Below are 24737 nucleotides of genomic sequence, written 5' to 3'. Positions count from 1 at the left end.
GTGGTGGCGCCGGGGCGTCGGCAGAAGTGAAGAGACATCCATGCGCAACACCTTCGTCTACAAGGGATACCCTGCCCGAGTGATCTTCGGAACAGGCACGATCAATCAGCTTGCCGAGGAGGTGGAGCTGCTGGGGATCAGACGCGCGCTCGTCGTGTCGACGCCGGACCAAGAAGCTGATGCCATCGGCATCGCGCGACGCCTGGGGCTGAGCGATGAATGCGTGTTCCCCGGCGCGGCCATGCATACGCCGGTCGACATCACGGAAAAGGCCTTGACCAAGATCGGCATGGTCAATGCGGATGGCATCGTGGCGGTCGGCGGCGGCTCTACGATCGGACTGAGCAAGGCCATCGCCCTGCGCAGCGACCTTCCGCAACTGGTCGTTCCGACAACCTATGCCGGCTCCGAGATGACGAGCATTCTCGGCGAGACGGCAGGCGGAGCGAAGACGACCCTTAGATCGGACAAGGTACTGCCGGAAACGGTGATCTACGATGTCGACTTGACGATGAGCTTGCCCGTGCGCCTTTCGGTGACGTCGGGGATGAATGCGATCGCGCATGCGACCGAAGCGCTGTACGCGCGGGAGAAGAACCCGGTGATCTCGCTCATGGCGGAAGAAGGCATTCGCGTTCTCGCCCGAGCCTTGCCCGCGGTCACCCAGCGGCCCGACAGTGCCGAAGCGCGCCGCGATGCGTTGTACGGCGCTTGGCTTTGCGCGATGTGCCTGCAGGGCGTGGGCATGGCGCTCCACCACAAGCTCTGCCACACGATTGGCGGGATGTATGAATTGCCTCATGCGGAGACGCACACGATCGTTCTGCCGCACGCCATCGCCTATAATCTCCGGGTCGCGGGCGAGGAGCTGGCGGGCGCGGCGCGCGCCATCGGAGCGGATGATGCCGCGCAGGGCATGTATGATCTGATCCGTGCGCTCGGCGTGCGCGAGGGCCTCCGCGATTTCGGCATGCCGCGCGATGGCGTCGACGCCGTGGCAGATGCCGCCATGGCAAGCCCTTATTGGAACCCGCGCCCAATGGAACCGGGTGCCATTCGCGGGCTCCTTGCGCGGGCATGGGCCGGCGAGCCGCCGATGGTGGAATGACACGGGACCTGGGTGGTCTATTCCGGGGTGAGCAGATAGCCGCCTATATTCTCCCGCGCCTCGAGTCGCCGATGGGCCTCCGGCGCCTCGCGCAGAGGAAAACGCTGCGCGATACGGGGCCGGATCACGCCTTGCCGCAGGAGGTCGAACAGCCGTGCCGCCCGTGCCTCGAGCTCGGCACGCCGCTCGGTATAGTGCGTGAAGTTGGGCCGAGACAGCCGGACGGACCGGCTGGCCAGCCGGTCGATATTGCGCTCGCCCAGCGGACCCGAGGCCTGGCCATAGGCGACGAGATGGCCGCGGGTTGCAAGCAGCCGGACCGATTCTTCGAAGCTTGCCTGTCCGAACGGATCGAATACGGCATCGAGCCCTTCGCCTCGCGTCGCCTGGTCGACCGCAGCGGAGAGGTCGTCGGCATGGGTGACGACGAGGTCGCATCCGGCCTCGGCCGCCGCCTGCGCCTTTGCCGCGCTGGAGACGACGCCGATGACACGGGCGCCCCGCGCCTTGGCCATGGCCACCAATAAAAGGCCAACCCCGCCCGCCGCCCCGCGGACCAGGATCGTCTCGCCGGTTCTGAGCGGGTGCACATCGGTGATCAGCAGATCCGCCATCAGTCCTTTCATGAAGATGGCGGCCGCCGCCTCGGCAGCAATATCGTCAGGCAGCACCACCACGGATCCGGCCGGCATGGTGCGCAGGCTCGCATAGGCGCCCACCGGCTCGCAGGCATAGACCACCCTGTCGCCCGGCTTGAGATGGGCAACGCCGCGGCCGACATCGACCACCTCGCCAGCCGCCTCCATGCCCGGAATATCGGGCGGCACCAGCATCTTGAAGTCGCCGCGCCGGCAGTGGATGTCGATGAAATTCACGCCGATCGCGTGATGCCGGACCCTGACCTCGCCCGGGCCCGGCCGCGGCACCTCGATCCTGCGATACGCCATCACTTCCGGGCCGCCATAACGGGAGACGACCATAGCCTCCGCGGGAAGCGGGCCGGCGATGAAAGTCGCAGGCGCGGGATCCGCACGCCGGGCGAGGACGCCGCCCAGTGTGCCAGCGGGTGAATGTCGCGAGGGCGGGCTGCGCTTCAGCCTCGATTTGAGCGCGTCCAGACCTGCTTCGTAGATCGAGCTGGCGACCATTTGCGTGAGGTGCGCCGCGTGTTCCTCCGGGGGATCGAAGCGGGATTCCCAATGGATAAAGGTGAAATCGCCATCGGTGACCGGCTTCAGCCGGAGGGTCGCCACGTAGTTGTGGAGCGGGACCGGCGCCTCGAGCAGGCAATAGGTCAGGGAATGCTCGCGGTCGGAAAGCGCAATCAACTGCTCGCGCAGCAGGCCGCCGTCCTTGAGGGTGAAGGCCCGCACCGCGCCGACGAGATCGCCCGGCTCCCCCGCCTCGATGCGGCTTGCGGCGACGGCGGGATGCCAGCCGCCATGGCCATTGAAATCGCGCAGCAGCGCCCAGACCTTTTCGACCGGCGCCTCGATGACCGTGCTGCGGACCAGATGAACCGTCATCGCGGGCCGGGCGCCGAGCTCATGCCCCGCTCCCGAACCGGTTCTTGAGCGATGTCAGGGCCGCCAGGAACACATTGGTGCCGATCAGGGTGGTAAGCTCCCGCTCCCGCCCCGGCGCATGGTCGAACTCCGCGCTCCACTCGGCAAAGGTCCGGTCGCCGTCGGTGACCGGCGTGAGCTTCAGGGTGGCCACGTAATTGCTGACCCCCATCGGACTTTCGAGAATGGAATAGGTCATGGACAGATCATAATCCGAAAGCGCCAGCAGCCGCTCACGGATGCGGCCGCCGTCCTTTAGCACGAAGTTGCGAATGCAGCCGATCCGGTCCGGCGGATGGTTCTGCTCGATGCGGCTCTCGGCCACGAAAGGCGCCCAGGAGGGCAGCCCGTTGAAGTCGCGTACCGCGCTCCAGACCTGCCCCGCGGGCGCCCCGATCACGGTCGACGTATAGACCTTGGTCATTCCCGGCTCAGTCGTCGTCGTCATCCCGGTCGCGCGCCGCAAGCTCGCCGCCATTGGCGGGCGTCGGCGCGGCGGGCTTGGCCGGCTTGTCCTTCTTGCGGCCGCGGACGATGGAATCCAAGTCCTTGGCATCGCGCAGCACGTCGGTCATGCGGCCGAGGCTGCCGCCTTCGATGCCCACCTCCTTCATGAGATTGTCGATCATCGGCGCCTGCACGCGGTAGCGCAACGCGCTGTCTATCACCTCGTCGGTGACGTTCCGGCCGCCGGTGCCATTGCCGTTGCCGCCGGTGATGCCGTCCACGTGCAGGATCTTGATGCCTTCGATCTTCTCCATCGGCCGCACGCTTTCGCGGATGATGCCTTCGATCTTGTCGAGCAGCTTCATGCGCGCCCGCGATCCGCGCGCTTCCAGGGTCAGCAGGTTTTCCGCCTCGTTCGCCTGGCGCTGGCCATCCGCATCGACCTTGTAGCGCACTGCGCTCGCCTCGGCGCGGATACGCACCGCCTTGGCCTCGCCCTCGGCCGCGATCTGCTGCGCCTCGGCGAAGCTGGCCGCCGCCTCCTTCTCCGCCTGGGCCTTGGCGGTCAGGCGCAGATGCTCCCGCTCGGATTCGCGCTGGGCGGCAATGAGTTCGACCGCCTTGCGCCGCTCGGCGATTTCCCGCTCGCGCGCGGTCATGGCCTGCTCCTCGGCGATGATGGCCTGGGCGCGCGCCGCCTCGGCCTCGGCGATGGCCGCCGACCGGTCCTTGGTCTTGGCGGCGACCGCTATGGCCTTCTCGATTTCGGCGAGCTCCAGCGCCTTGTCGCGCTCGATCGCCAGCCTGCGCAGCTCGCGGTCACGCACCAGCCGCGCCTCGCTCAGGCCCCGCTCCGTCGTGATCCGCGCCCGCTCGACCTCCTCGCCCGACGCGATCTCCGCCTCCTCGAAGGCCTGCCGCCGCGCTATTTCGAGCAGCTGGAGGGCCCGCTCCCGCTCGATGCGGGTTTCATCGACCTTGCGCTCGCTCGCCAGGCGCTCGCGCTCCACCTCGCTGCGTGAGACGATTTCGGCGCGCTTGGCCTCGATATCGGCTTCGATGACCTCGACGGCCTTGCGCGACAGGGCAATCTCCCGCTCTCGTTCGGCCAGCTCGACGGCCTTGCGGCGCATGACCTCCAGCTGCTCCTGCTCCTGTTGGCGGCTGATGCGTTGGCGCTCGATCGCCAGCTCGAGGGCGATCTGCTCGCGCTCGGTTTCTTCGCGGCTCTTGAGCTCGGCGGCCTCGATCGCCCGCCGGCGCGCAATCTCGCGGCGCTGGGTCTCCTCCTCGCTGGCGATGCGGCTCTCCATGATCGCCCGCTCCTGGGCGATCCGGGTCTTCTCCGTCGCCTCCGTCGCGGCAAGCATGGCCTGCTGGGCCTCGTGGTCGCGCTGCGCCCGCTCGCGGGCCAGCTCAGCCCGCTGCATGGCCCGCCGGATCTCAATCTCCCGCTCCTGCTCGATGCGCGCATATTCGCTTTCGCGCTCGATCTCCAGCACCCGCCGCTCACTGTCGAGATTCTGGTTGCGGATCTCGATCATGGTCTGCTGCTCGATGAGATTGCGCATCTTGCGGCGCATCTCGATCGTTTCGGTGAGCTGGGTCAGGCCCTCCGCGTCGAACGCATTGGACGGATCGAAGAATTCGAGGCTGGTCTGGTCGAGGTCCACCAGCGAAACATGTTCGAGCTCGAGCCCGTTATAGGCGAGCGCCTCCCGCGACTGCTCGCGGACCCGGCTCATGAACTCGTTGCGCCGCTCGTGGATCTCCTGGAGCGTCATCTCCGCCGCCACCGCGCGCAGAGCCGAGGCGAACTTGCCTTCGAACAGCTCGCGGATGCCGTCCTGGCTCATGGCGCGGCGCCCGAGCGTCTGGGCGGCGATCGACACCGCCTCCTCGGTCGGCTTCACCCGCAGGAAGAACTCCGCGATCAGGTCCACCCGCATCCGGTCGCGGGTGATCAGCGCGTTGGACTGACCCCGACGCACCTCGACGCGCATGGTGTTCATGTTCACCATGGTCATCTCGTGCAGCACCGGCACGACGAAGGCACCGCCGTTGATGATCACCTTCTCGCCGCCGAAGCCGGTGCGGACAAAAGCCGTCTCCTTGGTCGAGCGACGGTAGAGCCAGCGCAGCAGATAGACCGCGATCACCGTGAGGACCGCGATTACGATCAGCCACAGGATGACCGATCCAAGTGTCTGAGTAGTCATCGACCTTCCTCCGCCTCCATCACCCCTACGCCCCGGCCGATCGCCTTGAACCTGCGCGTCTGCTCGGTAATCGCCTGCTCCACCGGCAACCGCTCCATCGAGGACGCGCCATAGAAGCCATGGCAGTTCTTCGTGTTGCGGATCACGTATTCCGCATCCTCCGGCTGGGCCACCGGACCGCCATGCACCAGCACGATGACGTCGTCGCGCACCCGCCGCGCGGCTTCCGCCCAGGCATCGACCAGCGCCGGACAGTCCTTGAGCTTCAGCGCGGTCTGCGCGCCGATGGAGCCGCCGGTGGTCAGCCCCAGATGGCACACGATGATATCGGCGCCGGCCCGGGTCATGGCCGCCGCCTCGTCCTCGTTGAACACATAAGGCGTGGTCAGCATGTCCTTGGCGTGAGCCTTGGCGATCATGTCGACCTCCAGCCCATAGGACATGCCGGATTCCTCCAGATTGGCCCGGTAGACGCCATCGATCAGCCCGACGGTTGGGAAATTCTGCACGCCCGAGAAGCCCACCGCCTTCAGATCATCCAGGAACTTGTCGAAGATACAGAACGGGTCCGTGCCGTTCACCCCTGCCAGAACCGGGGTTTTCCTGGTGACCGGCAGCACTTCCGCCGCCATGTCCATCACGATCTCGTTGGCATTGCCATAGGCCATCATGCCGGCCAGCGAGCCGCGGCCCGCCATCCGGTAGCGACCGGAATTGTAGATGACGATGAGGTCGATGCCGCCGGCCTCCTCGCATTTGGCCGACAGCCCCGTTCCCGCGCCGCCGCCGATGATCAGCTCGCCGCGCGCGACCATGCCGCGGAATTTCTCGAGCAGGGCTTGTCGTTCGAAGCGGGGCATCAGGCTCTCTTCCTCAGGGGGGCTGCGATATCGCGGAAGGCGGCCACCAGGGCCGCGGCGAAGGCGGGGTCGTTGATATGGACCGGCACGCGGATCAGCCGCCGTTGGCCGTTCTGATCGAGGGTTTGCTCGATTGCCTCGAACAGGGCGCGGTCGGCGGCGGGATCATGGAACGGCTTGCCCGGCTGGTCGAGACCGGACACGCCGCCTTCCGGCAGCAGGAAGCGCACCGGCCCGCGCATCTCGTTCAGCCGGCGCGCGATCCAGCGGCCCATCTCGGCATTTTCCGCCGCCGTGGTGCGCATCAGGGTTACGTTCTGGTTGTGCACCACCAGGTTGCGGCCCTGGTATTTCGCAGGCACGGTGTCGCGCGGGCCGAAATTGACCATGTCGAGCGCGCCGACCGAGCCCACATAGGGAATGGACGCGCGGATGAAGGCGCCGAACCGGTCCTCGGTCGCGGCAAAGACGCCGCCCATCATCATGTCGGCGATCTCGGTCGTGGTGACGTCGAGCGCGCCGGCTAGCATGCCGGAATCCGCAAGCCCTTCCATGGACCGCCCGCCGACGCCGGTTGCGTGGAAGACCAGGCAGTCGTAATCATCACCCAAGGCCGCGGTCACCTGCTGCACGCAGGGAGTGGTCAGCCCGAACATGGTGATGCCGAGGGCGGGCTTGGCGGCGGCCGCATCCGCCACCCGCTGCGCGGCGTTGGGCGCCCGCGCGATCATGCCGGCCAGCGCATGCGCCCCATTGGCGAGAATGCGCTTGGTGATCGAGTTCAGCCCCTGGATGTCGGCGACCGAATACATCATCAGAACGTCGGAGGCGCCCACATAGCGCGCGGTATCGCCCGAGGCGACCGTCGAGATCATGATCTTCGGCATGCCCACCGGCAGGCGCCGCATGCCGGCGGTGGCGAGGGAGGTGTTGCCCGAGCCGCCTGCGGAGATCACGCCGCCAATGTCGCGCTGACGCATGATCCAGCGCTCGAAGGCAAGCGCCATCGCCTCGATCGCCGCACCCCGGTCGCCGCTGAACACGGCGCTGGAGCCTCGCGGATGGGCGGCCGCCACCTCTTGCGGCGGCACGTCGGCACTGGACGGCTTGCCGGATGTGGACAGGTCGACCGTGCGGGTGCGGATGCCTAGATCGCGCAGGAGATCGCGCAGATATTTCAGCTCGGTGGCCTTGGTGTCGAAGGTGCCGACCACCAGCGCGGTCCGGCCATGGCGCTCGCTCGCGGGAATGGCGAAGAGATCGTTGCGCGCCTCCGGCTGCATGGCGCGCAACGAAGCGGGCCGGACGCCGCGGCCAAGTTCCGCATCGCTGAGCGACCAGCGGTTCGGCATCTGGGTGACGGTGCGGTAGCCGGCTCGGCTGGGCGTCTCCATGGGTTCGGCAAGCCCGCCATCCCGGCGCACCACGCGAAACACCTCCGACATCCGCTGTTCGGCGGCCTGGGCGGCGGCCGGCGACGGTGCGGGTTCCAGGTCGTCGCCGGCGCGGCCCACGCCGAGCAGACGCTGCTGCAGCTCGCGGTCGGCGGCAAGCTCGGCGGCCGGCATGATCCGGTTGATGCGGCCATTGACCATGATCGCGACATGCTCGGCGACCTCGCAGGCGACCCCAATGTTCTGCTCGATCAGCAGGACGGCCATGTCGCCGTCCTCGGCGAGCTCCCGCAGCATCGCCTCGACGCGCTCGACGATCACCGGGGCGAGGCCTTCGGTCGGCTCGTCCATGATCAGAAGCTTGGGATCACCGAGCAGCGCGCGCCCGATCGCCAGCATCTGCTGCTCGCCGCCGGACAGCTCGCCGCCGCCATTGCTGCGGCGCTCGGCAAGGCGCGGGAAGGCCTGGTACACGCGGTCGACGGTCCAGGCCGCGTCCGGGCCGCCGCGGGCTGCCAGGCGCAAATGCTCGTTGACCGAAAGACTCGGCCACACGCGCCGTCCCTGCGGCACATAGCCGACACCAAGGCGCGCGATCTGATGCGGATCGAGACCCGAGACCTCGCGGCCCAGCACGGCGATCGACCCGGACCGCGGCCGCTTGAGGCCGGTGACCGTGTTGCACAGGGTGGTCTTGCCCATGCCGTTGCGGCCGACGATCGACAGGATGCCCGATGGGAGGGTGAGGTCCACGCCCTGAATGGCATGGGATTCACCGTAATAGACCTGCAGGTCGCGGATGCGCAGGACGGGTTTCGCCTTCTCAGCCATGGCCGCCCCCGCCCCCCAAATAGATCTCCTGCACCTCAGGGTCGCTCTCGATCTCGGCGGGGGTGCCCTCCTTGAAGATGCGCCCGTTATGCATCATGGTGACGCGCTCGGAGACGCGCAGCGCCACGTCGAGGTCATGCTCGATGATGATGTAGCCGATATGGCTCGGCAGCGCGTTGAGGATCTCGATCAGGTCGCGCCGTTCGGTGGTGGACAGTCCCGCGGCCGGCTCGTCGAACAGTATGAAGCGCGGCGCTCCGGCCAGCGCGAGCGCGATCTCGAGTTGACGCTTGCGGCCATGGCTCAGCTCGGCCACCGGCGTGAGCCGGTCGCCGTCGAGCTTCACCGCCCGGATGATGCGCTCGGCCTGTTCCATGGTGGCGTCGTCCCGCCGCGGCCGCAACAGCGAGAAGCGGCGGCGGGAAACGCCACGGCAGGCCAGGAACACATTGTCGAGCACGGTGAGCCCGCCGAACAGCAGCGAAATCTGGTAGGTGCGGCGCAGACCCCGCCTTATGCGCTCATAGGCGGGGAATTCGGTCACGTCCTCGCCGAAGAAGCGGATACGTCCCTCGCTCGGCGCGAAGTCCCCGGTGATGGTGTTGAACAGGGTCGTCTTGCCGGCGCCGTTCGAGCCGAGCACCGCGCGCCGCTCGCCGGCGCGCACCGTCATGGTGACATCGGCCAGCGCCGTCAGGGCGCCGAACCGGCGGCCGACGCCCTCGAGCTCCAGGGCATAGGCCCCGCTCTCGTGCAGCATGGCTGGTGCCGGTTCGGCCATCTTGCCTTACTTGCAGTCCGGGTTGTCGCGGCTCGGCGGACCGTTCTTCACGAATTCGGCCTGCGGCTCGCCCAAGGTCTGGTTCACGTTTTCGGCGACCTTCACCACCTTGTTCACCAGGTTGCCGTCCTCACCCTCCACCACTTCGGTGATGAAGATCGAGGCGATGCCGTTGCGGTTCTCGTCGATCGAGACCGGACCGGTCGGCGTGTCGAACTTCAGCTTGGATAGCGCCTCGCGGAACTTCTTGCCGCCGTCGGAGAGGTCGCCATTGACCTCCTTCAGGGCGAGCAGGGCCGCCTTGGTGTTCACGTAATAAGCGTGCGCGAACAGCGAGGGGAACGGAAAGCCGTCCGGGTTGGCCTTCTTGTAGGCCGCCACGAATTCCGTCCAGCGCGGATCATCCCAGGTATCCGCCGTCGGACCGGCGGCGGAGGTGCCGATAATGGCCTCGCGGATCTTGCCCTTGGAGCCCAGCACCGTCTGGTCCACGGTGATGGAGCCGCCGATGATGGGGGCCTCGCCGCCGGCCTGCTGGTACTGCGAAAGGAAGTTCACCGCATCCGCACCGCCCAGGGCCACGAAGATCGCGTCCACGTCATCCGGCAGGGCCGCGATCACCGAGGAATAGTCCTTGTTGCCGATCGGCACCCAAAACTTCTCCGGCACCTTGCCGCCCAGCTTGCAGAACGGGACCATGAAGCCCTGCACCTGGCTGTAAGGGAAGGAATAATCCTCGGCCACCACGGCCACTTTCCTGAACCCCTTCTCCTTGAACACATACTCGCCGAGCCCGGCCATCCACTGAACGCCGTCGGTCGAGAAGCGGAAGAAGTTCTCCGCCGGATCGAACAGGGTGGTGTCCTGGGCGGCGGACGAACCGTTGATGAAGGTCACATTCGGATGGCTCTTGGCGTAATCCTTGACCGCGATGCCTTCCGAACCGGACAGGGGGCCGATCAGGATCTGAACACCATCCTGCTCGACCAGCTTGCGCGCCGCCTTGAGCGCGCTGTCGGGCGAGGCGTCGGACGAGGCGGTGATCAGCTCGATCTTCTTGCCGGCCACCTCGTTGTTCACCTCGTCGAGCGCGAGGCGCACACCGCGCAGGCCGTCCTCGCCCATGACGGTGAACGGGCCTTCGAGGGTTGCAAGCCCGCCCACCTTGATCGTCTCCTGCGCCAGCGCGGGGGACAAGGCGGACAGCATCAACGCACCCAAAAACAGGGATCGTCTTGCGATCTTCATGAGTCGTTTCTCCCTTGTGCTTTCATTGTTATTGGCTCCCTCTTCTCAGCCCGTTCCCCCGCGACCCAGAATGGATCGCGAAGAAGCCGTGACATTTGCGGCCTTGAACCGCTCCCACAAGCCCAGCAGCCCGTCCGGCGAGAACAGCACCACTGCCAGGAAGGTGAGACCGATGATGGTGTTGAACCGGTCGGCGCCGATGAGGTCGATGGCGAAATTCTTGACAAGCACGAACAGCACGGCACCGAGAAACGGACCGATCGGCTTGCGCATGCCGCCGACCACCGCGATCACCAGCACGTCGACGACCCCGGCGACGCTGACCGTCCCCGGCGAGATCTGCCCGTTGAACCAGACCAGCAGCACGCCTCCGGTGCCGGCAATGAGGCCGGCGAGGAAGAAGGCAAAGATCCGGTGCGCCGCCACATGGAACCCCAAGGCCTGCATGCGGCGCGGATTGTCGCGGATCGCCTGCAGGCTGAGGCCGAACGTGGAGCGGGCGGCATACAGGACGGCGAAATAGAAGAAAGCGGCGACCGCGAGGCACAAATAGTAGAACGGCAGGGGATCGCGCAGATAGATGCCGAACAGGGTTGGCGGCGCGACGCCATGGAAGCCGTTGAAGCCGTTGAAGATCTCGTAATTCTGCCGGACGAAGTAGAAGAATGCCGTGGCGATCGCCAGCGTGATCATGATCATGTAGATGCCGGCGGTGCGCACCGCCAAAGCGCCGATCAGGGCGCTGCACACCGCGGCGACCAAGATCGAGAACGGCACAGTGATCCACCACGGCCAGCCGAGGCCCATCACCCCCGACCCGTTGGTGCCGAAGATGGCGACGCAATAGCCGGCGATGCCGGCGACGGTGAGTTGGGCGAAGCTGACCATGCCGCCATAGCCCGCAAGCATCATCAGCGAGAGCGCGATCGTTCCCATGAGCAGCGCGTTCGCGCCGATCTGGAACGTGAAGAAGGACGAGGCGAAGGCGGGATAGAGGAGGAGGAAAACCGCCGTCAGCAATGTCGCGGGATGAGCCTGGCCCAGCCAATCCGGCACGGCCTGTCCACGCGGCGGATTGGCGTCGATCGCGGTCATGCGGCGCGCCCCATGATGCCCTGCGGCCGCACGGCCAGCACCACCACCATGATGACGAAGGTGATGACCACCGCGTAGGTTGGGAAATAGGCTAGACCGATCTGCTCGGCGAGGCCGATCAGCAGGGCGCCGATGGCGGCGCCGGTGATCGAGCCCATGCCACCCACGATCACCACCACCAGCGAAGCCAGGAGATAGCGGATGTCCTCGCCCGGGGCGATCGACAACGCCGACCCGCCCACCACGCCCGCAAGCCCGGCAAGCCCCGCGCCGATGGCGAAGACGATCGCGAAGATCACGTGCACATTGACACCGGTGGCCGAGAGCATGGCCCGGTCGTCGACGCCGGCGCGGATCATCATGCCGATGCGGGTCTTGTTGAGCAGAAGCCAGAGCCCCACGCCGATTGCCAGTGCCACCGCCAGCACCACCAGCCGGTAGAGCGGATATTTGATCATCACCTCGTCGCCATTGGAGCGGACGGAAGAGACGAGGGGCGTCGTCACCGCGCCGTCCAGCACCGCCGGTATGGAGAACTGGTAGGTATTGCCGCCCCATGCGGCCAGCATCAGGTCGGCGGCCACGATGGAGATGCCGATCGTGACCAGGGTCTGGCGCAGGTCGTCACCTTCCATGCGCCGGAACACCAGCACCTGCATCAGCGCACCTGCGGCAGCCGCCGTGAGGAAGCCCGCCGCAACGGCCAGCAGCCAATTGCCGGTCGCCATCTGCACGCTCAGCCCCACATAGCCCCCGAACAGATAGAGCGAGCCGTGGGCGAGATTGACGTTGCGCATCAGCCCGAACACCAGGGTGAACCCGCTGGCCACCAGGAAATAGAGCCCTGCCAGGGTGATCCCGTTCAGGATCGTGGTCACGAAGATGCGCTTGGCGCCGATCAGATCGACGAGCCAGTCCGGCCAGACCGCGAAGACGAGCCATGCGGCCAAGGCGGCGAGCGCGATCCAAACCGCTGTCCAGACGGGATGCTTCACCTCGGTGTCCCAATCTCCAAGTGGTGCCTCAGGCGATCAGCCGCCGCCGCTGCTCCTGCATCTGCGGCTTCTTGTGGAACTTCCCGTCCTTCATGATGGCGAGGAGCCGGTCCTGCTCCTGGAGGATGCGGACATTGGCGAGCGGGTCGCCATCCACCAGCAGGAGGTCGGCCAGATAGCCCTCCTTGATCTGGCCGAGCTCGTCGCCCATGCCCATGATCTGGCCGCCATACTTGGTGGCGGCGAGAATGGCCTCCATGGGCGACATGCCGATCAGGTCGACGAAATATTCGATGTCCTTGGCATTGGTCCCCTGCGGCGTCCAGGCGAAGCCGTAATCGCCGCCGATCAGCACGCGAATGCCGCGACGGTGCATCTTCTTCATGGTCTCGACGGCCATCTCGAGCTCGCGCTCGTACATCATCGAGATCTCCGAGCCCGGCTTGATGCCCCACTCGCCCGCATGCCGCGCGGTGCGGATCAACCAGGCAAGGCCTGGCGCCACGAAATGCTTGTCCTTGTTGGCCTCCAGCAGGTCCAGCGCCTCCTCGTCGGCGAACGAGGCGTGATAGATGTTCTGGATGCCGTGGCGGATGCACTGCTTCACCGATTCCGAGGAGCGCGCGTGCGCCGCCAGCACCTTGCCGCGCGCCTTCGCCTCCTTGGCCGCCATGGCGACCTCCTCCTCCGCCATGGGCGTCTCTTCGGCGCGCATGCCGGTGATCTCTTCGCCCGAGAGGTTCAGCTTGATCGAGTCCACGCCGTATTTGATCAGCATGCGCACGGTGCGGCGCACTTCCTCCGGCCCCGAGACCACGATCCCCAGGTTCAAGCCCTCATGAGGAATGTGCGACGGTGCGCTGTCGCCCAGCCCGCCGACAGTGGTGATCTCCGGCCCGGCGGCCGTATAGCGCGGGCCAGGCACCCGCCCGGCATTGATGAAGTTACGGATCACCACATCGAGCCGCGGCTTTGCCGCCGCAGCGCCCCGGCCCGCGGTGAAGCCCGCATCCAGCACCAGCTTCGCCATTTCGGCGGTGACCAGGATGTGCTCCTCCGGCGGCATCATCTGGATCGGGTCGATGCCGGGCGCGTTGTTCCAGGAGAGGTGCAGATGCGCATCGATCATGCCGGGCATCAGGGTTGCGCCCATGCCATCGATGACCGTCGCGCCGCCGCCATTCATGCCGGTCATGCCGGCGCCGAAACGCGAGCCGCCCTTGGTGATCTGTTTGATGCGGTTGCCCTGGACCAGCACTTCGCCGGTATAGGGATATTCTCCGGTCCCATCGAGGATCCGGACATTCGTGAACAACACACCGTCGCCCTCGCGCGCGGTCGAGCTCCAGCGCGGTCCATAGCTGCCATTGTCCGCCATGACGTCCTCCCATGGACTATAATTGCCGGATCGTTGCCGCCATTTTTCGGGCGGGCGATCTTCTTCGTCCTTGTGATCTTTATTGAACGGTTCTGAGAAAACCACCCATTCTTTCGCTGCAATCTTGCGCCCTTTCGAGCGTAATCCAGTGACCGGCGCGGTCAAGGACCGTAAGCTGCGCGCCGGCCACCTTGTCGGCGATCATCTGCGCCATGCTCGGCGGCGCCACCACGTCCGCATCACCGGTGATCAACAGGGTCGGCGCGGAAATCCGCCGAAAATCCGCCGCCTGCGCCTTGGCGAGCGCCTCGCACATGCGGGCGTAACCTTCCGGATTCTGCCGCATCACCGATTCACGCACGAAGGCGACCGTCGCCGGCTGCGTGCTGCGCGTGGCGGACGAGAGCGCGTTGGCGACGATCTGGTCGGCGATCGGCTCCATGCCGTCCGTGCGCGCGACCTGCGCCCGCGCCGCAAGCCCGGTCCGCGCCGCCTCGGTCGGCTCCGTCAAGGCGCCGAACAAGGTCAGGGACGCCACGAGCTCCGGCCATTCGACCGCGATGCGCTGGCAGACCAGCGTGCCCAGGGAGTGACCGACGAAATGCGCGCGCTCGGCACCGAGCATTCTTGCCGTTTCCGCGACGGTGCGGGCCAGGGTCTCGATGGTCTGCGCCTCCGGCGCCACCGGCGAACGGCCGGACCCCGGCAGATCGGGGCGGATCACCCGAAAGCCGCGCAAGGCTTCCATTTGCGGCTGGAAGGTGTTCGATGTCCCGCCAAGACCGGGCACCATGACGACCGGCATGCCCTCGCCGGCCACCTCGACCACCATCCGCCCCGTGCTGATCGTGCTCATGCGGCTGCCTCGAACGGGTTCTCCAAGACGCCGATGCCGTCGATCTCGATCCGCACCACGTCGCCGCTCTTGAGATATTTCGGCGGGTCGAAGCCGATGCCGACGCCGGCGGGGGTGCCTGTGGCGATGACGTCGCCCGGCTGCAGGGTGAGACCTTCGGAGAGGGTCGCGATGATTGTCGGAATGTCGAAGATCAGCAGGCGCGTATTGGAGTTCTGCCGCAGCTCGTCATTGACGAAGCAGCGAATGCCGGTATTGCCGAGGTCGATCTCATCCGCGGTCACCGCCCACGGCCCCATGGGGCAGAACGTATCCTGGGACTTGCCGATCAGCCACTGGCTGTGCCGGCCCTGCAGGTCCCGCGCCGTCACGTCGTTGACGATCGTATAACCCCAGACATGCTCCATCGCCCGCTCGTGAGAAATACCGCGGCCGCCTTTGCCGATGATCACGGCCAATTCCGCCTCGTAGTCGATCGCGGGCGAGACCTTCGGGTCGATCCGCACCGCCGCGGCGCTGGGGATCACCGTCTCCGGCACTTTCGAGAAGATGATCGGGAATTTCGGCACCGCCCCAGCTGCCGCGCTGGAATCGAAGCCGCTCCTGGCGAACTCCTCCGCGTGCTCGTAATAGTTCTTGCCCACACAGAAGATATTGCGGAACGGCCTTGGAATGGGCGCTTCGATCCGAACCCGGTCCAACCCGATGGGCGAAAGGAGCGGCGGCAGCGTCTCGCGGCCGATCAGGGCGACGACACCCTTCGCGGCCTCGTCCATGGTCAAATCGAACGGTGCGATCGTGCGGTCATCGAGATCGACAAGGCCGACGCGCCTTTCCCCATTGATCGAGACCGTGGCAAGCCGCATCCATTCCTCCCGCATTTTTTTGAGCCAATGTGGCCTCGTTGGTGCAAACGTAGACCGGATGGCTCCTGGAGCGCAATGGAAAAAATGACCGCAAAAACCCGACCTACACGCGCTGGACCGGAGAGCATGGCTGTGCTAATGGTTCAACATTGGCTCACATAAGAGAGACGGCATGCCCCGGCTGGTTGCTTCAGAGATTGCGCTTGCGCTCAAGGAGCGCATCGAGGCCGGCGAGTGGTCGGATGGCCGTCGGGTGCCGCCGGAGCGCGAACTGGCGGCGGAATTCGGGGTTGCCCGAAACACGATCCGGCGCGCCCTGGTCGCGCTCGCGGACAGCGGCATGATCCTGCGCCACGTGGGCCGCGGCACATATGTTGCCCCGGCGGCCGATCCGTCGATGCTCGAGGCGGTGAGCCGGATGGCGGGCTCGAGCCCCGCCGACATGATGGAGGTGCGGCTGCTGCTCGAGCCTGCGGCGGCGGCAAGTGCCGCGACGACGGCCAGCGCCGCCGAGATCAACGCCGTCCGCGAGGCGCACGACGCCGCCTGCAATGCAACCGACATGCCTGAATTCGAGCATTGGGATGCGGAGTTCCACCACCGGATCTTCGGCTGTTGCCGGAACGAGCTCCTGCGCGAGATCCACAACGTGCTGCGCATGCTGCGCAACCAGGCGCCGTGGTTCGACATGAAGCAGAGGTCGTTTTCCGAGGAACGCCGCCAGCGCTATTGCACCGAGCACGCGGCGATCCTCGAGGCCATCCTGCGCCGCGACCCTTCAGCAGCGCGATCGGCGATGCAGGCTCATCTGGTCAATGTCGAGCAGAACTTGCTGGGGCGGCAGCATTAGGGCTGCACTTCGGTGCCGAGTGGCTCGAACCGAGTCGTTCGAGGATCGCGCGACCACAGCAGCGCGAGAGACCATAAGCTCTCGCGCCTCGCAGGGCGGTGCCTGCACTCCTGCCCACCATACCGGACATCCATCCGCGCGGCCTTGACCTCGGGCGCGCGGATTACCTGCCTCACGTCACGTCGAACTTCACGCCCTGAGCCAACGGCAGGGTGCGACCGTAATTGACGGTGTTGGTGGCGCGGCGCATGTAAGCCTTCCAGGCGTCCGAGCCCGATTCACGGCCGCCGCCGGTCTCCTTCTCGCCACCAAAGGCGCCGCCGATTTCCGCGCCGGACGGGCCGATATTGACATTGACGATGCCGCAATCGGATCCGCGCGCCGACAGGAAGAGTTCGGCCTCGCGCAGGTCGTTGGTGAAGACCGAAGAGGACAGGCCCTGGGGCACGGCATTGTGGAGGCTGAGCGCTTCCTCGAAATCGTCATAGGCGATGGCATAAAGGATGGGGGCGAAGGTCTCCTGGTCCACGGGGCCAACCTGGCCCGGCATCTCCACCAGGGCCGGCCGCACGTAATAGGCTTGGGGCGCCTCCGCCTCGTGCACCCGCTCGCCACCGGTCACCTTGCCGCCCAGGGACCGCGCCTGCTCCAGCGCCTTCTGCATGTTGGCATAGGCGCGCTCGTCGATGAGCGGTCCGACCAGGGTGCCGGCCTCGAGAGGATTGCCGACCTTCACCGAGCCGTAGGCCTTGGCCAGGCGCGGCACCAGCTGATCATAGACGCTGCGATGGACAAACAGGCGGCGCAGCGTGGTGCAGCGCTGGCCCGCGGTGCCCATGGCGGCGAAGGCCACGGCACGCAAAGTGAGATCCAGGTCCGCAGACGGGCAGACGATGGCCCCGTTGTTGCCGCCGAGTTCGAGGATGGCGCGGGCAAAGCGCTGGGCCAAGCGGGGCGCCACCGCGCGGCCCATGGCAGTGGAACCAGTGGCGGAGACCAGCGGCACGCGGTGGTCATCCACCAGGATCTCGCCGAGCTCGCTTCCGCCGATCAGCAGCCCGAACAGGCCATCGGGCACGGGCGTGACGCTTTCGGCGAAGCGCTTGGCGGCGCGCTCGAACAGCGCCTTGCTGGCCATGGCGGTGAGCGGTGTCTTCTCCGACGGCTTCCAGACGATGCTGTTGCCGCAGACAAGGGCGAGCGCCGTGTTCCACGACCACACGGCCACGGGGAAGTTGAAGGCGGAGATGATGCCGACGACGCCCAGCGGGTGCCAGGTCTCCATCATCCGGTGCTCCACGCGCTCGGTGGCAATGGTGAGGCCATAGAGCTGGCGCGAGAGACCCACCGCGAAGTCGCAGATATCGATCATCTCCTGCACCTCGCCGAGGCCTTCGGAGGTGATCTTGCCCACTTCTATTGAGACGAGCCGGCCGAGCTGCTCCTTGTGCGCCCGCAGCTCCTCGCCGAATAGCCGGATCAGCTCGCCGCGCTGAGGCGCCGGCACGTTGCGCCAGAAGAGGAACGCGCTGCGCGCCTGCTCGATCACCTCGCGGGCGGTGGCGGCATCCGCTTCCGGCACGCTGGCGATCACCTCGCCGGTTATGGGCGTTCTGACCTCCAGACCACCATCCTTGTATCGGCTAGCTGGAATGCCGAGGCCGGACAGCAGCGCATCGACATCGGCAGGGAGAGGGAGTTTCATGGCGGCCGTCATCATGGCACTACCTTCGTATTTGGGTTAACCGAACAGGTGTCTTGCCGACTCCTCTAGCAGATATGCGCCGGATGGCGATACTGCTTGCGGCCGTCCCGCGCAGATGATTCGGAAAAAATACCCGCCCATGCAATTTTTCTGGCCATACTTAGTGGTGTTCCTGGGCGGCGGCATCGGCAGCGCCGCCCGCCATGGCGTGAATAGGCTGGCGCTGTATCTGGTCGGGCCGGATTTCCCGGCGGGCACCATGGCGGTCAACATCGCAGGCTGCTTCATCATGGGGCTCCTCGCCGGCCTGTTCGCCTTCACCACCGAGGCGCCGCAATGGCTGCGGCTCTGCCTGATGACCGGCGTACTCGGCGGGTTCACCACCTTCTCCGCCTTCGCCCTGGACACCTCCGTGCTCTATGAGCGGGGCGACCTTTCGATCGCCGCCGTCTACGTGCTGGGGTCGGTGGTGCTGTCGATCGCGGCGCTGTTTGCCGGGCTGGCGGTCATGCGGGCCATCACACCGTGAGCCCGGTCAGGTCTGGCCGATGGTGCGCATAAAAGCCGGCCGGCTGGCCATGCGAGACACATAATCGGTGATGACCGGCTCAGTGTCGAGCCCGGGCGCGCCGAACTTGATGGCCCAGCCGAGCTCGGAGCCGATATAGACATCGGCCGCGGAGAAGCGCTCGCCCAAGAGATAGGGGCCCGGCGTCAGCGCGGTCTTGAGCGATGCAAGAACGTCTTCGTAGGAGCCATGGCCGGTCATGCCGGCCGGCTCCACTGGTGGCCGCTTCATCATCTTGTCCAGGAGGGCCGGCTCGAAACAGCTGCCGCCGAAGAACAGCCAGCGGTAATAGGGCCCGCGCGCCGGGTCGTCCACGGCAGGGGCGAGCCCGGCATCGGGGAAGGCGTCGGCGAGATAGGCGATGATGGCCGGCGTCTCCGTCACCACGTTGCCGCGATGGACGATGGCGGGCACCTTGCCCATGGGATTGATGGCGAGATAGTCCGGCTGCCGCTGCTCGCCCTTTTGGAGGTCGAGGGTGACGGTGCGGTACTTGGCGCCGACCTCCTCCAGCATCCAATGGACGATCAGCGCCCGCGAGCGCGGGTTGGAGTAGAACACGATCTCATCGCTCATGAGTGGCCCCTTCCGTTTCTATGACATTGCGGCAGACCTCGGACGCCTCACAAAGCCCTGGTCGGCTTCCAGCATTTCCCGAGTATAGTCGTTCTCGACCTCGCCGCGGCGCAAAGCGGCCGCCGTGGTCTGCTCCACCACGGCGCCGTGCCGCATCACCAGAATGCGCTCGCACAGATGTGCGACAACAGCAAGATCATGGCTCACCAGGATGTAGGTCAAGCCGTGCTCGCGGCGCAGGTCTTCGAGCAGATTCAATATCTCCGCCTGGACGGAAGCGTCCAGCGCGGAGGTCGGCTCGTCCAGCAGAATGAGCCTGGGGCGCAGGATCAGCGCGCGGGCGATGGCCACTCGCTGGCGCTGCCCGCCGGAGAGCTGGTGCGGATAGCGGAAGCGGAAGCCTGGCCCGAGCCCGACCTCCCGCAAGGCCGCGACGATGCGATCGGAGGCGTTGCCGATCCGGTGAATGGCCAGGGGTTCCGACAGGATCTGGTCGACCGTGTGCCTTGGATGCAGCGAGCCGTAGGGGTCCTGAAAGACCATCTGCACCGTGCGGAAGAAACTCATGTCCCGGCGGGCGCCAAGCGGCTTGCCCAGCAGGCGGATCGCGCCCTGCGAGATGGAGTTCAGCCCCGAAATAGCACGCAGCACCGTGGATTTGCCCGAACCGGATTCGCCGACCAGGCCCAGGGATTCGCCCTCCTGTAAGACGAAGCTCACCTCGTGCACGGCGACGAAGCGGCTGCCGCCCGAGCCGAACACGACGCCAAGGTCTTCGATCTCGAGCAGGGGCTTGGCCATGTCATGCAGCCCAGGCAGGATCGCGCTTGAGCACAGGGAGCGGGTGGCTGTCGCCCACCAGCTTCGGCAGGCAGCCCATGAGCCCACGTGTATAGGGGTGCTGCGCGGCGTGGAGATCGCCGGAGGGCAGCGTCTCCACCACCTTGCCCGCATACATCACCAGCACCCGGTCGCAGAACGAGGCGACGAGCTCCAGGTCGTGGCTGATGAAGATGAGGCCCATGCCCCGTTCCGCCACCAGCTCGTCGAGGATGCGCAGCACCTCGAGCTGGGTGGTGACATCCAGAGCCGAGGTTGGCTCGTCGGCGATCAGCAGGTCGGGCTCGGTGATCAGCATCATAGCGATCATGACCCGCTGGCCCATGCCGCCGGACAGCTCGTGGGGGTAGAGCGCCATGACGCGGGCGGGATCATGCAGCTTGACCGCCTGAAGCATGGCGGCGGAGCGGTCGAGCGCCTCCGATCGGCCGGCCTTGCGGTTGTGGGCGCGATAGGCCTCGACCATCTGGCGGCCCACCGTCATGACCGGGTTGAGGGAGTATTTCGGGTCCTGCATCACCATGGTCATACGGCTGCCGCGCAGAGCGCGCAGCTGGCGGGACGGAGCCTTGAGCAGGTCGATGCCGTCGAAGGTCAGCCGTTTGGCGGTAATCTCTCCCGGCGGGCGAACCAGGCCGAGAATGGCGCGACCGGTCTGCGATTTGCCCGACCCGGATTCACCCACGATACCGAGCCGCTCGCGCCCCAGTGTGAAGGATACGCCGCGCACCGCCTCGACCGTGCCCCGGCGCAGGTGGAACCGCACATGCAGGTCTTCGACGGTGAGAAGCGCGGGACCGGTCATCGCGAGGCCTTTGGGTCGAGCACGTCGCGCAGGCCATCGCCCAGCAGGTTGAAGCCCAGGCTGACGATGAAGATGGCAAGGCCCGGCATGGCCGCCACCCACCACTGGTCCATGATGAAGCGCCGGCCGGAGGCGATCATGGCGCCCCATTCGGGCGAGGGTGGCTGCGCACCCAGCCCTAGGAAGCCGAGGCCGGCGGCGGTGAGGATGATGCCGGCCATGTCGAGCGTCACGCGGACGATGACGGAGGACGTGCACAGGGGCACCACGTGCTTGAGGATGATGCGCGGGGCCGAGCCACCCTGCAGGCGCACCGCATGGATGAACTCGCTGTTGCGGATGGTGAGCGTCTCGGCGCGGGCCAGGCGGGCGTAGGGCGGCCAGATGGTGATGGCAATGGCAATGATCGCATTCTCGATGCCGGGCCCGAGCGCCGCCACGAAAGCCAGCGCCAGCACGAGGCGCGGAAAGGCCAAGAAGATATCGGTAATGCGCATGAAGGCCGCATCGACGATGCCGCCGAAATAGCCGGCAATGGTGCCGAAGAACAGGCCGACGGGCATGGCGATGACCGTGACCAGGGCCACCACCACGAGCGTCAGGCGCGAGCCATAGATGATGCGGGAATAGATGTCGCGAGCCTGGTCATCGGTGCCGAGCCAGAATTCCGCGTTTGGCGGCAGCAGGCGCTCGGTGCGCAGATCGCCGCCGATCACAGGCGAGTGGGTGGCCAGCACATCGGCGAAGATCGCCACCAGCACCAGAACCAGCACGATCACGAGACCGATGACCGCGAGCGGATTGCCCATAAGCGTGCGCCAGCCGACATACATCCGACCGAGCCGGGCCTGGGTGCGCGATTGAGGCTCGGCCGCAAGCAGCCATTGCCTGAGCGAAGCGGCGGAGCGGGGGCCGGTCACGTCGGTCATGGCGTTCTCGTCCTCGGATCAAGCAGGCGATAGAGCAGGTCCGACACCAGGTTGAGCCCCACGAAGGTGACGCCGATCACCAGGGTTGCGCCAAGCACCGCGTTCATGTCGGCGTTCTGCAGCGAATTGGTGAGATAGGAGCCGAGGCCGGGCCAGGCGAAGACGGTCTCCGTCAGCACGGAGCCCTCGAGAAGGTTGGCATAGGACAGCACGATGACCGTGACCAGCGGCACGGCCGCGTTGCGCAAGGCGTGGAACCAGACCACCCGCGCTTCCGAGAGGCCCTTGACGCGGGCGGTGGTGACATATTCCTGGGCCAACTCGTTCAGCATGAACGAGCGGGTCATGCGGCTGATATAGGCCAAGGAGAAGTAGCCGAGCAGGCTTGCCGGCAGGATGATATGGGAGAGCGCGTTCCAGAACACGTCGATCTGGCCCTGCATGAGGCTGTCGATCAGCAGCATGCCGGTGACGGGGGTCACGAGATAATCATAGGCGATGTCAAGCCGGCCCGGCCCGGCCACCCAGCCGAGCTTGGCGTAGAACAGGAGGAGCGCCATCAGCCCCAGCCAGAAGATCGGCACGGAATAGCCGACCAGCCCGATCACGCGCACGATCTGGTCGAGCAGGCTGCCGGCGCGCACCGCGGCAAACACGCCAAGGGGTATGCCGATCACCGTGCCGATGATGGTGCCGAGGGTGGCAAGCTCGAGGGTGGCGGGGAAATAGCGGGCGATGTCCTGCAGCACCGGGTTGGAGGTGAGCACCGAGCGGCCGAAATCGCCGGTCACCGCCTGCTTGCAATAGATCCAGAACTGCTGGATGAGCGGCAGGTCGAGCCCCAGTTCCTCGCGAACGCGCGCATAGACCTGGGGCGATGCCCTGTCGCCGACGATGGCGAGCACCGGATCGATCGGTACCAGCCGGCCGATGACGAAGGTCATGGCGAGCAGACCCACCAGGGTGATGGCCAGCATCAGCAAGAAGCGCAAAATGCGCCAGCTGATGCGGATCACCGCCGGGAAGGCTGCCGCGCCGCCTCTGCGAACCCCGCCGACGGCAGCTTCGGAGGCGGCGCCAACCCGTGCTGTGCCCCTCAGCGCCAATGTCAGTCTTTGCTCACCGAGGCAACGATATTGGTGTCAAACGACGGGCCCAGCACAAAGTTGTTGACCTTGTCGGACACGGCCGCGACTTCGATCTGCTGGAACATGATGATAAAGGGGCCAGTCTCCATCACCTCCTTCTGCATAGCCTGGTAGAGCTGGGCACGCTTATCGGTATCGCTCTCAAGAATGGCCGCATCCACCTGCTTGTTCAGCTCGGGCGTGGGCCAGGCATTGCGCCAGGCCAGGGTCTTGGAAGGGCCATCGTCGGAATTGTCGGGATTTGACGCGAAAGTCTGGGCGTTCGTGTGCGGGTCCTGATAGTCCGCACCCCACTGGCCAATATACATGTCGTGCTGGCGCGCCCGGTATTTCGTCAGCGTCTGCTTGCCGTCGCCGGGGATGATCTCCATTTTGATGCCGCCTTGGGCCAGGGTCTGCTGAACCGCCTCGGCCATGCCCGCAATCGGCTGGGTCTGGCGCACGTCCATGGTGATGGTGAAGCCGTCGGGATAGCCGGCTTCGGCGAGCAACCCCTTGGCCTTCTCGACATCGAGTTTGTAGGGCGTGTCGTTGATCGCACCCAGGAAGCCCTTGGGCAGGAAGGCCTGATGCTTTTCGCCGAGGTTCTTCATGATGGTGTCGGCGATCGCATCGTAATCCACGAGATATTTGATCGCCTCGCGCACCTGCGGCTTGGCCAGCATCTCATTCTTCTGGTTCAGGCTGAAATAGTAAAGCGTGCCCTTCGCCGCCTGCACGATATCGATGTTGTCCTTGCCCGAGACCGCTGCGATCTCTTCTGGGCCGAGATTGCGGGCCACGTCCACATCACCCTTTTCCAGCAGCAGGCGCTGGGTGGCTGTTTCCGGAATATGGCGATAGATCGCCCGGGCGAGCGGCGGGGCGTCGCCGGCATAGTTCTCATTCCGCTCCAGCACGATGACCTCGTTGGCCCGCCAGTCGCGGATCTTGAACGGACCGGAGCCGGCATAGTGCGTACGCAGCCACTCATAGCCGAAGTCGCCGTTCTTCTCGTTCTCCATAAGCAGCTTGCTGTCGACGACCGAAGCGACGGTGGAGGTCAAGCAATAGAGGACGAAGCTGATGGCATAGGGCTTGTCCATAGTGAAGGTGAACTCGTAATCGCCCGTGGCCTTGATCTTGTCCTTCACATTGTCCTTGGTGATGCCGAACTGGTTGATGATGAAGGCGGGCGACTTGTCCAACAACACGGCGCGCTGCAGGGAATAAGCGACGTCGTTGGCGGTCAGCGGATTGCCGGATGCGAATTTGCGGCCCTGACGGATCTTGAATGTGACAGTCTTGCCGTCCTCGGACACGGTCCAGCTCTCGGCCACCACGCCGTGCAGCTTCGAGACGTCGTTGATGTCGTAGCCGATCAGCCGCTCATAGGTGTTGCCGGCGATCTCGGCCCCGGAAAGCTCGAAGATCTCGGCGGGATCGAGCGAGATGATGTCGTCGAACTGCCAGGCCTGCACCAGGGTGTCGGCGGGCGTATCCGCAATGGCCGGCCCTGACAGGCCGAGCACGATCACTGTTGCCGACAGGAACTCTCGGAGCCGAGGCATTCGCATTGGTTTCCCTCCCTTTTCGCGTGTTGAAACAGGAGTGTGCATCTGAGCCCGCGCCGCTGTCCATACTTCCTTCGGCAAAGGCGCCGGCGCACGCGCGGCGGACAAGCCGGGCTGCCT

Annotated in this window: 22 protein-coding genes; 3 read left to right on the top strand and 19 right to left on the bottom strand. The window is 65.9% G+C overall.

The annotated features are described in order from the left end of the window. The first annotated feature begins 40 nt into the window (after positions 1 to 40). Positions 41 to 1108 carry a maleylacetate reductase gene (locus E4P09_RS06770; RefSeq protein WP_137388760.1) on the top strand — a complete coding sequence of 356 codons (1068 nt, stop codon included), beginning with the start codon at positions 41 to 43 and terminating at the stop codon, positions 1106 to 1108. A 17-nt stretch (positions 1109 to 1125) separates the two neighbouring features. On the opposite strand, the gene E4P09_RS06765 is transcribed toward E4P09_RS06770, so the two are convergent. From E4P09_RS06765 to E4P09_RS06710, 12 genes are all read right to left on the bottom strand, one after another. Next, positions 1126 to 2634 carry an SRPBCC family protein gene (locus E4P09_RS06765; protein ID WP_137388759.1) on the bottom strand — a complete coding sequence of 503 codons (1509 nt, stop codon included), beginning with the start codon at positions 2632 to 2634 and terminating at the stop codon, positions 1126 to 1128. Between the two features lie 19 nt (positions 2635 to 2653). Continuing rightward, on the bottom strand, positions 2654 to 3097 hold the full coding sequence (locus tag E4P09_RS06760; RefSeq protein WP_137389272.1) for an SRPBCC family protein: 444 nt from the start codon (positions 3095 to 3097) through the stop codon (positions 2654 to 2656). A gap of 7 nt (positions 3098 to 3104) precedes the next feature. Next, the gene (locus tag E4P09_RS06755) at positions 3105 to 5339 is read right to left on the bottom strand and encodes a flotillin family protein (RefSeq protein WP_137388758.1); all 2235 of its coding nucleotides are present in this window, start codon (positions 5337 to 5339) and stop codon (positions 3105 to 3107) included. Further along, positions 5336 to 6199 carry a phosphoenolpyruvate hydrolase family protein gene (locus E4P09_RS06750; RefSeq protein ID WP_137388757.1) on the bottom strand — a complete coding sequence of 288 codons (864 nt, stop codon included), beginning with the start codon at positions 6197 to 6199 and terminating at the stop codon, positions 5336 to 5338. The genes E4P09_RS06755 and E4P09_RS06750 overlap by 4 nt, the downstream gene beginning before the upstream one ends. Further along, the gene (locus tag E4P09_RS06745) at positions 6199 to 8424 is read right to left on the bottom strand and encodes an ABC transporter permease (RefSeq protein WP_137388756.1); all 2226 of its coding nucleotides are present in this window, start codon (positions 8422 to 8424) and stop codon (positions 6199 to 6201) included. Before E4P09_RS06745 ends, E4P09_RS06750 begins: the two co-directional genes overlap by 1 nt. Continuing rightward, entirely contained in the window at positions 8417 to 9205 is a 789-nt protein-coding gene (locus E4P09_RS06740) for an ABC transporter ATP-binding protein (RefSeq protein WP_137388755.1), read from the bottom strand. The genes E4P09_RS06745 and E4P09_RS06740 overlap by 8 nt, the downstream gene beginning before the upstream one ends. A gap of 6 nt (positions 9206 to 9211) precedes the next feature. Further along, the gene (locus E4P09_RS06735; RefSeq protein ID WP_137388754.1) at positions 9212 to 10453 is read right to left on the bottom strand and encodes an ABC transporter substrate-binding protein; all 1242 of its coding nucleotides are present in this window, start codon (positions 10451 to 10453) and stop codon (positions 9212 to 9214) included. Positions 10454 to 10498: 45 nt separating this feature from the next. Then, positions 10499 to 11548: a branched-chain amino acid ABC transporter permease gene (locus E4P09_RS06730; RefSeq protein WP_137388753.1), complete on the bottom strand. Its 1050-nt coding sequence runs from the start codon at positions 11546 to 11548 to the stop codon at positions 10499 to 10501. Next, complete coding sequence (locus E4P09_RS06725; RefSeq protein WP_137388752.1) at positions 11545 to 12543, bottom strand: branched-chain amino acid ABC transporter permease; 999 nt, start codon at positions 12541 to 12543, stop codon at positions 11545 to 11547. The genes E4P09_RS06730 and E4P09_RS06725 overlap by 4 nt, the downstream gene beginning before the upstream one ends. Before the next feature lie 28 nt (positions 12544 to 12571). Then, positions 12572 to 13921: a metal-dependent hydrolase family protein gene (locus tag E4P09_RS06720; RefSeq protein ID WP_137388751.1), complete on the bottom strand. Its 1350-nt coding sequence runs from the start codon at positions 13919 to 13921 to the stop codon at positions 12572 to 12574. A 79-nt stretch (positions 13922 to 14000) separates the two neighbouring features. Beyond that, positions 14001 to 14777 carry an alpha/beta fold hydrolase gene (locus E4P09_RS06715; protein WP_137388750.1) on the bottom strand — a complete coding sequence of 259 codons (777 nt, stop codon included), beginning with the start codon at positions 14775 to 14777 and terminating at the stop codon, positions 14001 to 14003. Beyond that, positions 14774 to 15643 carry a fumarylacetoacetate hydrolase family protein gene (locus E4P09_RS06710; protein WP_137388749.1) on the bottom strand — a complete coding sequence of 290 codons (870 nt, stop codon included), beginning with the start codon at positions 15641 to 15643 and terminating at the stop codon, positions 14774 to 14776. The genes E4P09_RS06715 and E4P09_RS06710 overlap by 4 nt, the downstream gene beginning before the upstream one ends. A 172-nt stretch (positions 15644 to 15815) precedes the next feature. Here E4P09_RS06710 and E4P09_RS06705 point away from each other — a divergent pair, with 172 nt between their 5' ends. Beyond that, positions 15816 to 16493, top strand: a complete 678-nt coding sequence (locus E4P09_RS06705; RefSeq protein ID WP_137388748.1) for a FadR/GntR family transcriptional regulator — start codon at positions 15816 to 15818, stop codon at positions 16491 to 16493. Between the two features lie 172 nt (positions 16494 to 16665). Here the strand turns inward: E4P09_RS06705 and amaB are convergent, their stop codons facing one another. Continuing rightward, a complete protein-coding gene (gene amaB / locus E4P09_RS06700) occupies positions 16666 to 18210 on the bottom strand; it encodes an L-piperidine-6-carboxylate dehydrogenase (RefSeq protein ID WP_137389271.1) in 1545 nt (514 codons plus the stop codon). 127 nt (positions 18211 to 18337) lie between these two features. Between amaB and crcB the strand changes: the two genes are divergently transcribed. Then, positions 18338 to 18727 (top strand): fluoride efflux transporter CrcB, encoded by a 390-nt coding sequence (crcB, locus tag E4P09_RS06695; RefSeq protein ID WP_137388747.1) that lies wholly within the window; start codon positions 18338 to 18340, stop codon positions 18725 to 18727. Between the two features lie 6 nt (positions 18728 to 18733). Here the strand turns inward: crcB and E4P09_RS06690 are convergent, their stop codons facing one another. The 6 genes from E4P09_RS06690 to E4P09_RS06665 all read right to left on the bottom strand — a co-directional run bounded on the left by E4P09_RS06690 (position 18734) and on the right by E4P09_RS06665 (position 24614). Beyond that, complete coding sequence (locus E4P09_RS06690; RefSeq protein ID WP_137388746.1) at positions 18734 to 19342, bottom strand: glutathione S-transferase family protein; 609 nt, start codon at positions 19340 to 19342, stop codon at positions 18734 to 18736. 18 nt (positions 19343 to 19360) lie between these two features. Continuing rightward, positions 19361 to 20143: an ABC transporter ATP-binding protein gene (locus E4P09_RS06685; RefSeq protein WP_137388745.1), complete on the bottom strand. Its 783-nt coding sequence runs from the start codon at positions 20141 to 20143 to the stop codon at positions 19361 to 19363. Between the two features lies 1 nt (position 20144). Next, the gene (locus tag E4P09_RS06680) at positions 20145 to 20987 is read right to left on the bottom strand and encodes an ABC transporter ATP-binding protein (protein WP_137388744.1); all 843 of its coding nucleotides are present in this window, start codon (positions 20985 to 20987) and stop codon (positions 20145 to 20147) included. Next, positions 20984 to 21916, bottom strand: a complete 933-nt coding sequence (locus tag E4P09_RS06675) for an ABC transporter permease (RefSeq protein ID WP_137388743.1) — start codon at positions 21914 to 21916, stop codon at positions 20984 to 20986. The genes E4P09_RS06680 and E4P09_RS06675 overlap by 4 nt, the downstream gene beginning before the upstream one ends. Further along, entirely contained in the window at positions 21913 to 22932 is a 1020-nt protein-coding gene (locus E4P09_RS06670; protein WP_275406457.1) for an ABC transporter permease, read from the bottom strand. Before E4P09_RS06670 ends, E4P09_RS06675 begins: the two co-directional genes overlap by 4 nt. Positions 22933 to 23024: 92 nt before the next feature. Then, a complete protein-coding gene (locus tag E4P09_RS06665; protein ID WP_137388742.1) occupies positions 23025 to 24614 on the bottom strand; it encodes an ABC transporter substrate-binding protein in 1590 nt (529 codons plus the stop codon). Positions 24615 to 24737: the final 123 nt, after the last annotated feature.

The organism is Rhodoligotrophos defluvii, assembly GCF_005281615.1.
In the GTDB taxonomy this organism is placed as follows: domain Bacteria; phylum Pseudomonadota; class Alphaproteobacteria; order Rhizobiales; family Im1; genus Rhodoligotrophos; species Rhodoligotrophos defluvii.
Note: the sequence above shows the minus strand (reverse complement) of the source record. Positions and strands in the feature narration are given on the sequence as shown.

Excerpts from the sequence above, each read along its gene's own strand:
- E4P09_RS06770 (WP_137388760.1), top strand. The coding sequence starts at position 41 with ATGCGCAACACCTTCGTCTACAAGGGATACCCTGCCCGAGTGATCTTC.
- E4P09_RS06765 (WP_137388759.1), bottom strand. The coding sequence starts at position 2,634 with ATGACGGTTCATCTGGTCCGCAGCACGGTCATCGAGGCGCCGGTCGAA.
- E4P09_RS06760 (WP_137389272.1), bottom strand. The coding sequence starts at position 3,097 with ATGACCAAGGTCTATACGTCGACCGTGATCGGGGCGCCCGCGGGGCAG.
- E4P09_RS06755 (WP_137388758.1), bottom strand. The coding sequence starts at position 5,339 with ATGACTACTCAGACACTTGGATCGGTCATCCTGTGGCTGATCGTAATC.
- E4P09_RS06750 (WP_137388757.1), bottom strand. The coding sequence starts at position 6,199 with ATGCCCCGCTTCGAACGACAAGCCCTGCTCGAGAAATTCCGCGGCATG.
- E4P09_RS06745 (WP_137388756.1), bottom strand. The coding sequence starts at position 8,424 with ATGGCTGAGAAGGCGAAACCCGTCCTGCGCATCCGCGACCTGCAGGTC.
- E4P09_RS06740 (WP_137388755.1), bottom strand. The coding sequence starts at position 9,205 with ATGGCCGAACCGGCACCAGCCATGCTGCACGAGAGCGGGGCCTATGCC.
- E4P09_RS06735 (WP_137388754.1), bottom strand. The coding sequence starts at position 10,453 with ATGAAGATCGCAAGACGATCCCTGTTTTTGGGTGCGTTGATGCTGTCC.
- E4P09_RS06730 (WP_137388753.1), bottom strand. The coding sequence starts at position 11,548 with ATGACCGCGATCGACGCCAATCCGCCGCGTGGACAGGCCGTGCCGGAT.
- E4P09_RS06720 (WP_137388751.1), bottom strand. The coding sequence starts at position 13,921 with ATGGCGGACAATGGCAGCTATGGACCGCGCTGGAGCTCGACCGCGCGC.
- E4P09_RS06715 (WP_137388750.1), bottom strand. The coding sequence starts at position 14,777 with ATGAGCACGATCAGCACGGGGCGGATGGTGGTCGAGGTGGCCGGCGAG.
- E4P09_RS06710 (WP_137388749.1), bottom strand. The coding sequence starts at position 15,643 with ATGCGGCTTGCCACGGTCTCGATCAATGGGGAAAGGCGCGTCGGCCTT.
- E4P09_RS06705 (WP_137388748.1), top strand. The coding sequence starts at position 15,816 with ATGCCCCGGCTGGTTGCTTCAGAGATTGCGCTTGCGCTCAAGGAGCGC.
- amaB (WP_137389271.1), bottom strand. The coding sequence starts at position 18,210 with ATGACGGCCGCCATGAAACTCCCTCTCCCTGCCGATGTCGATGCGCTG.
- crcB (WP_137388747.1), top strand. The coding sequence starts at position 18,338 with ATGCAATTTTTCTGGCCATACTTAGTGGTGTTCCTGGGCGGCGGCATC.
- E4P09_RS06690 (WP_137388746.1), bottom strand. The coding sequence starts at position 19,342 with ATGAGCGATGAGATCGTGTTCTACTCCAACCCGCGCTCGCGGGCGCTG.
- E4P09_RS06685 (WP_137388745.1), bottom strand. The coding sequence starts at position 20,143 with ATGGCCAAGCCCCTGCTCGAGATCGAAGACCTTGGCGTCGTGTTCGGC.
- E4P09_RS06680 (WP_137388744.1), bottom strand. The coding sequence starts at position 20,987 with ATGACCGGTCCCGCGCTTCTCACCGTCGAAGACCTGCATGTGCGGTTC.
- E4P09_RS06675 (WP_137388743.1), bottom strand. The coding sequence starts at position 21,916 with ATGACCGACGTGACCGGCCCCCGCTCCGCCGCTTCGCTCAGGCAATGG.
- E4P09_RS06665 (WP_137388742.1), bottom strand. The coding sequence starts at position 24,614 with ATGCCTCGGCTCCGAGAGTTCCTGTCGGCAACAGTGATCGTGCTCGGC.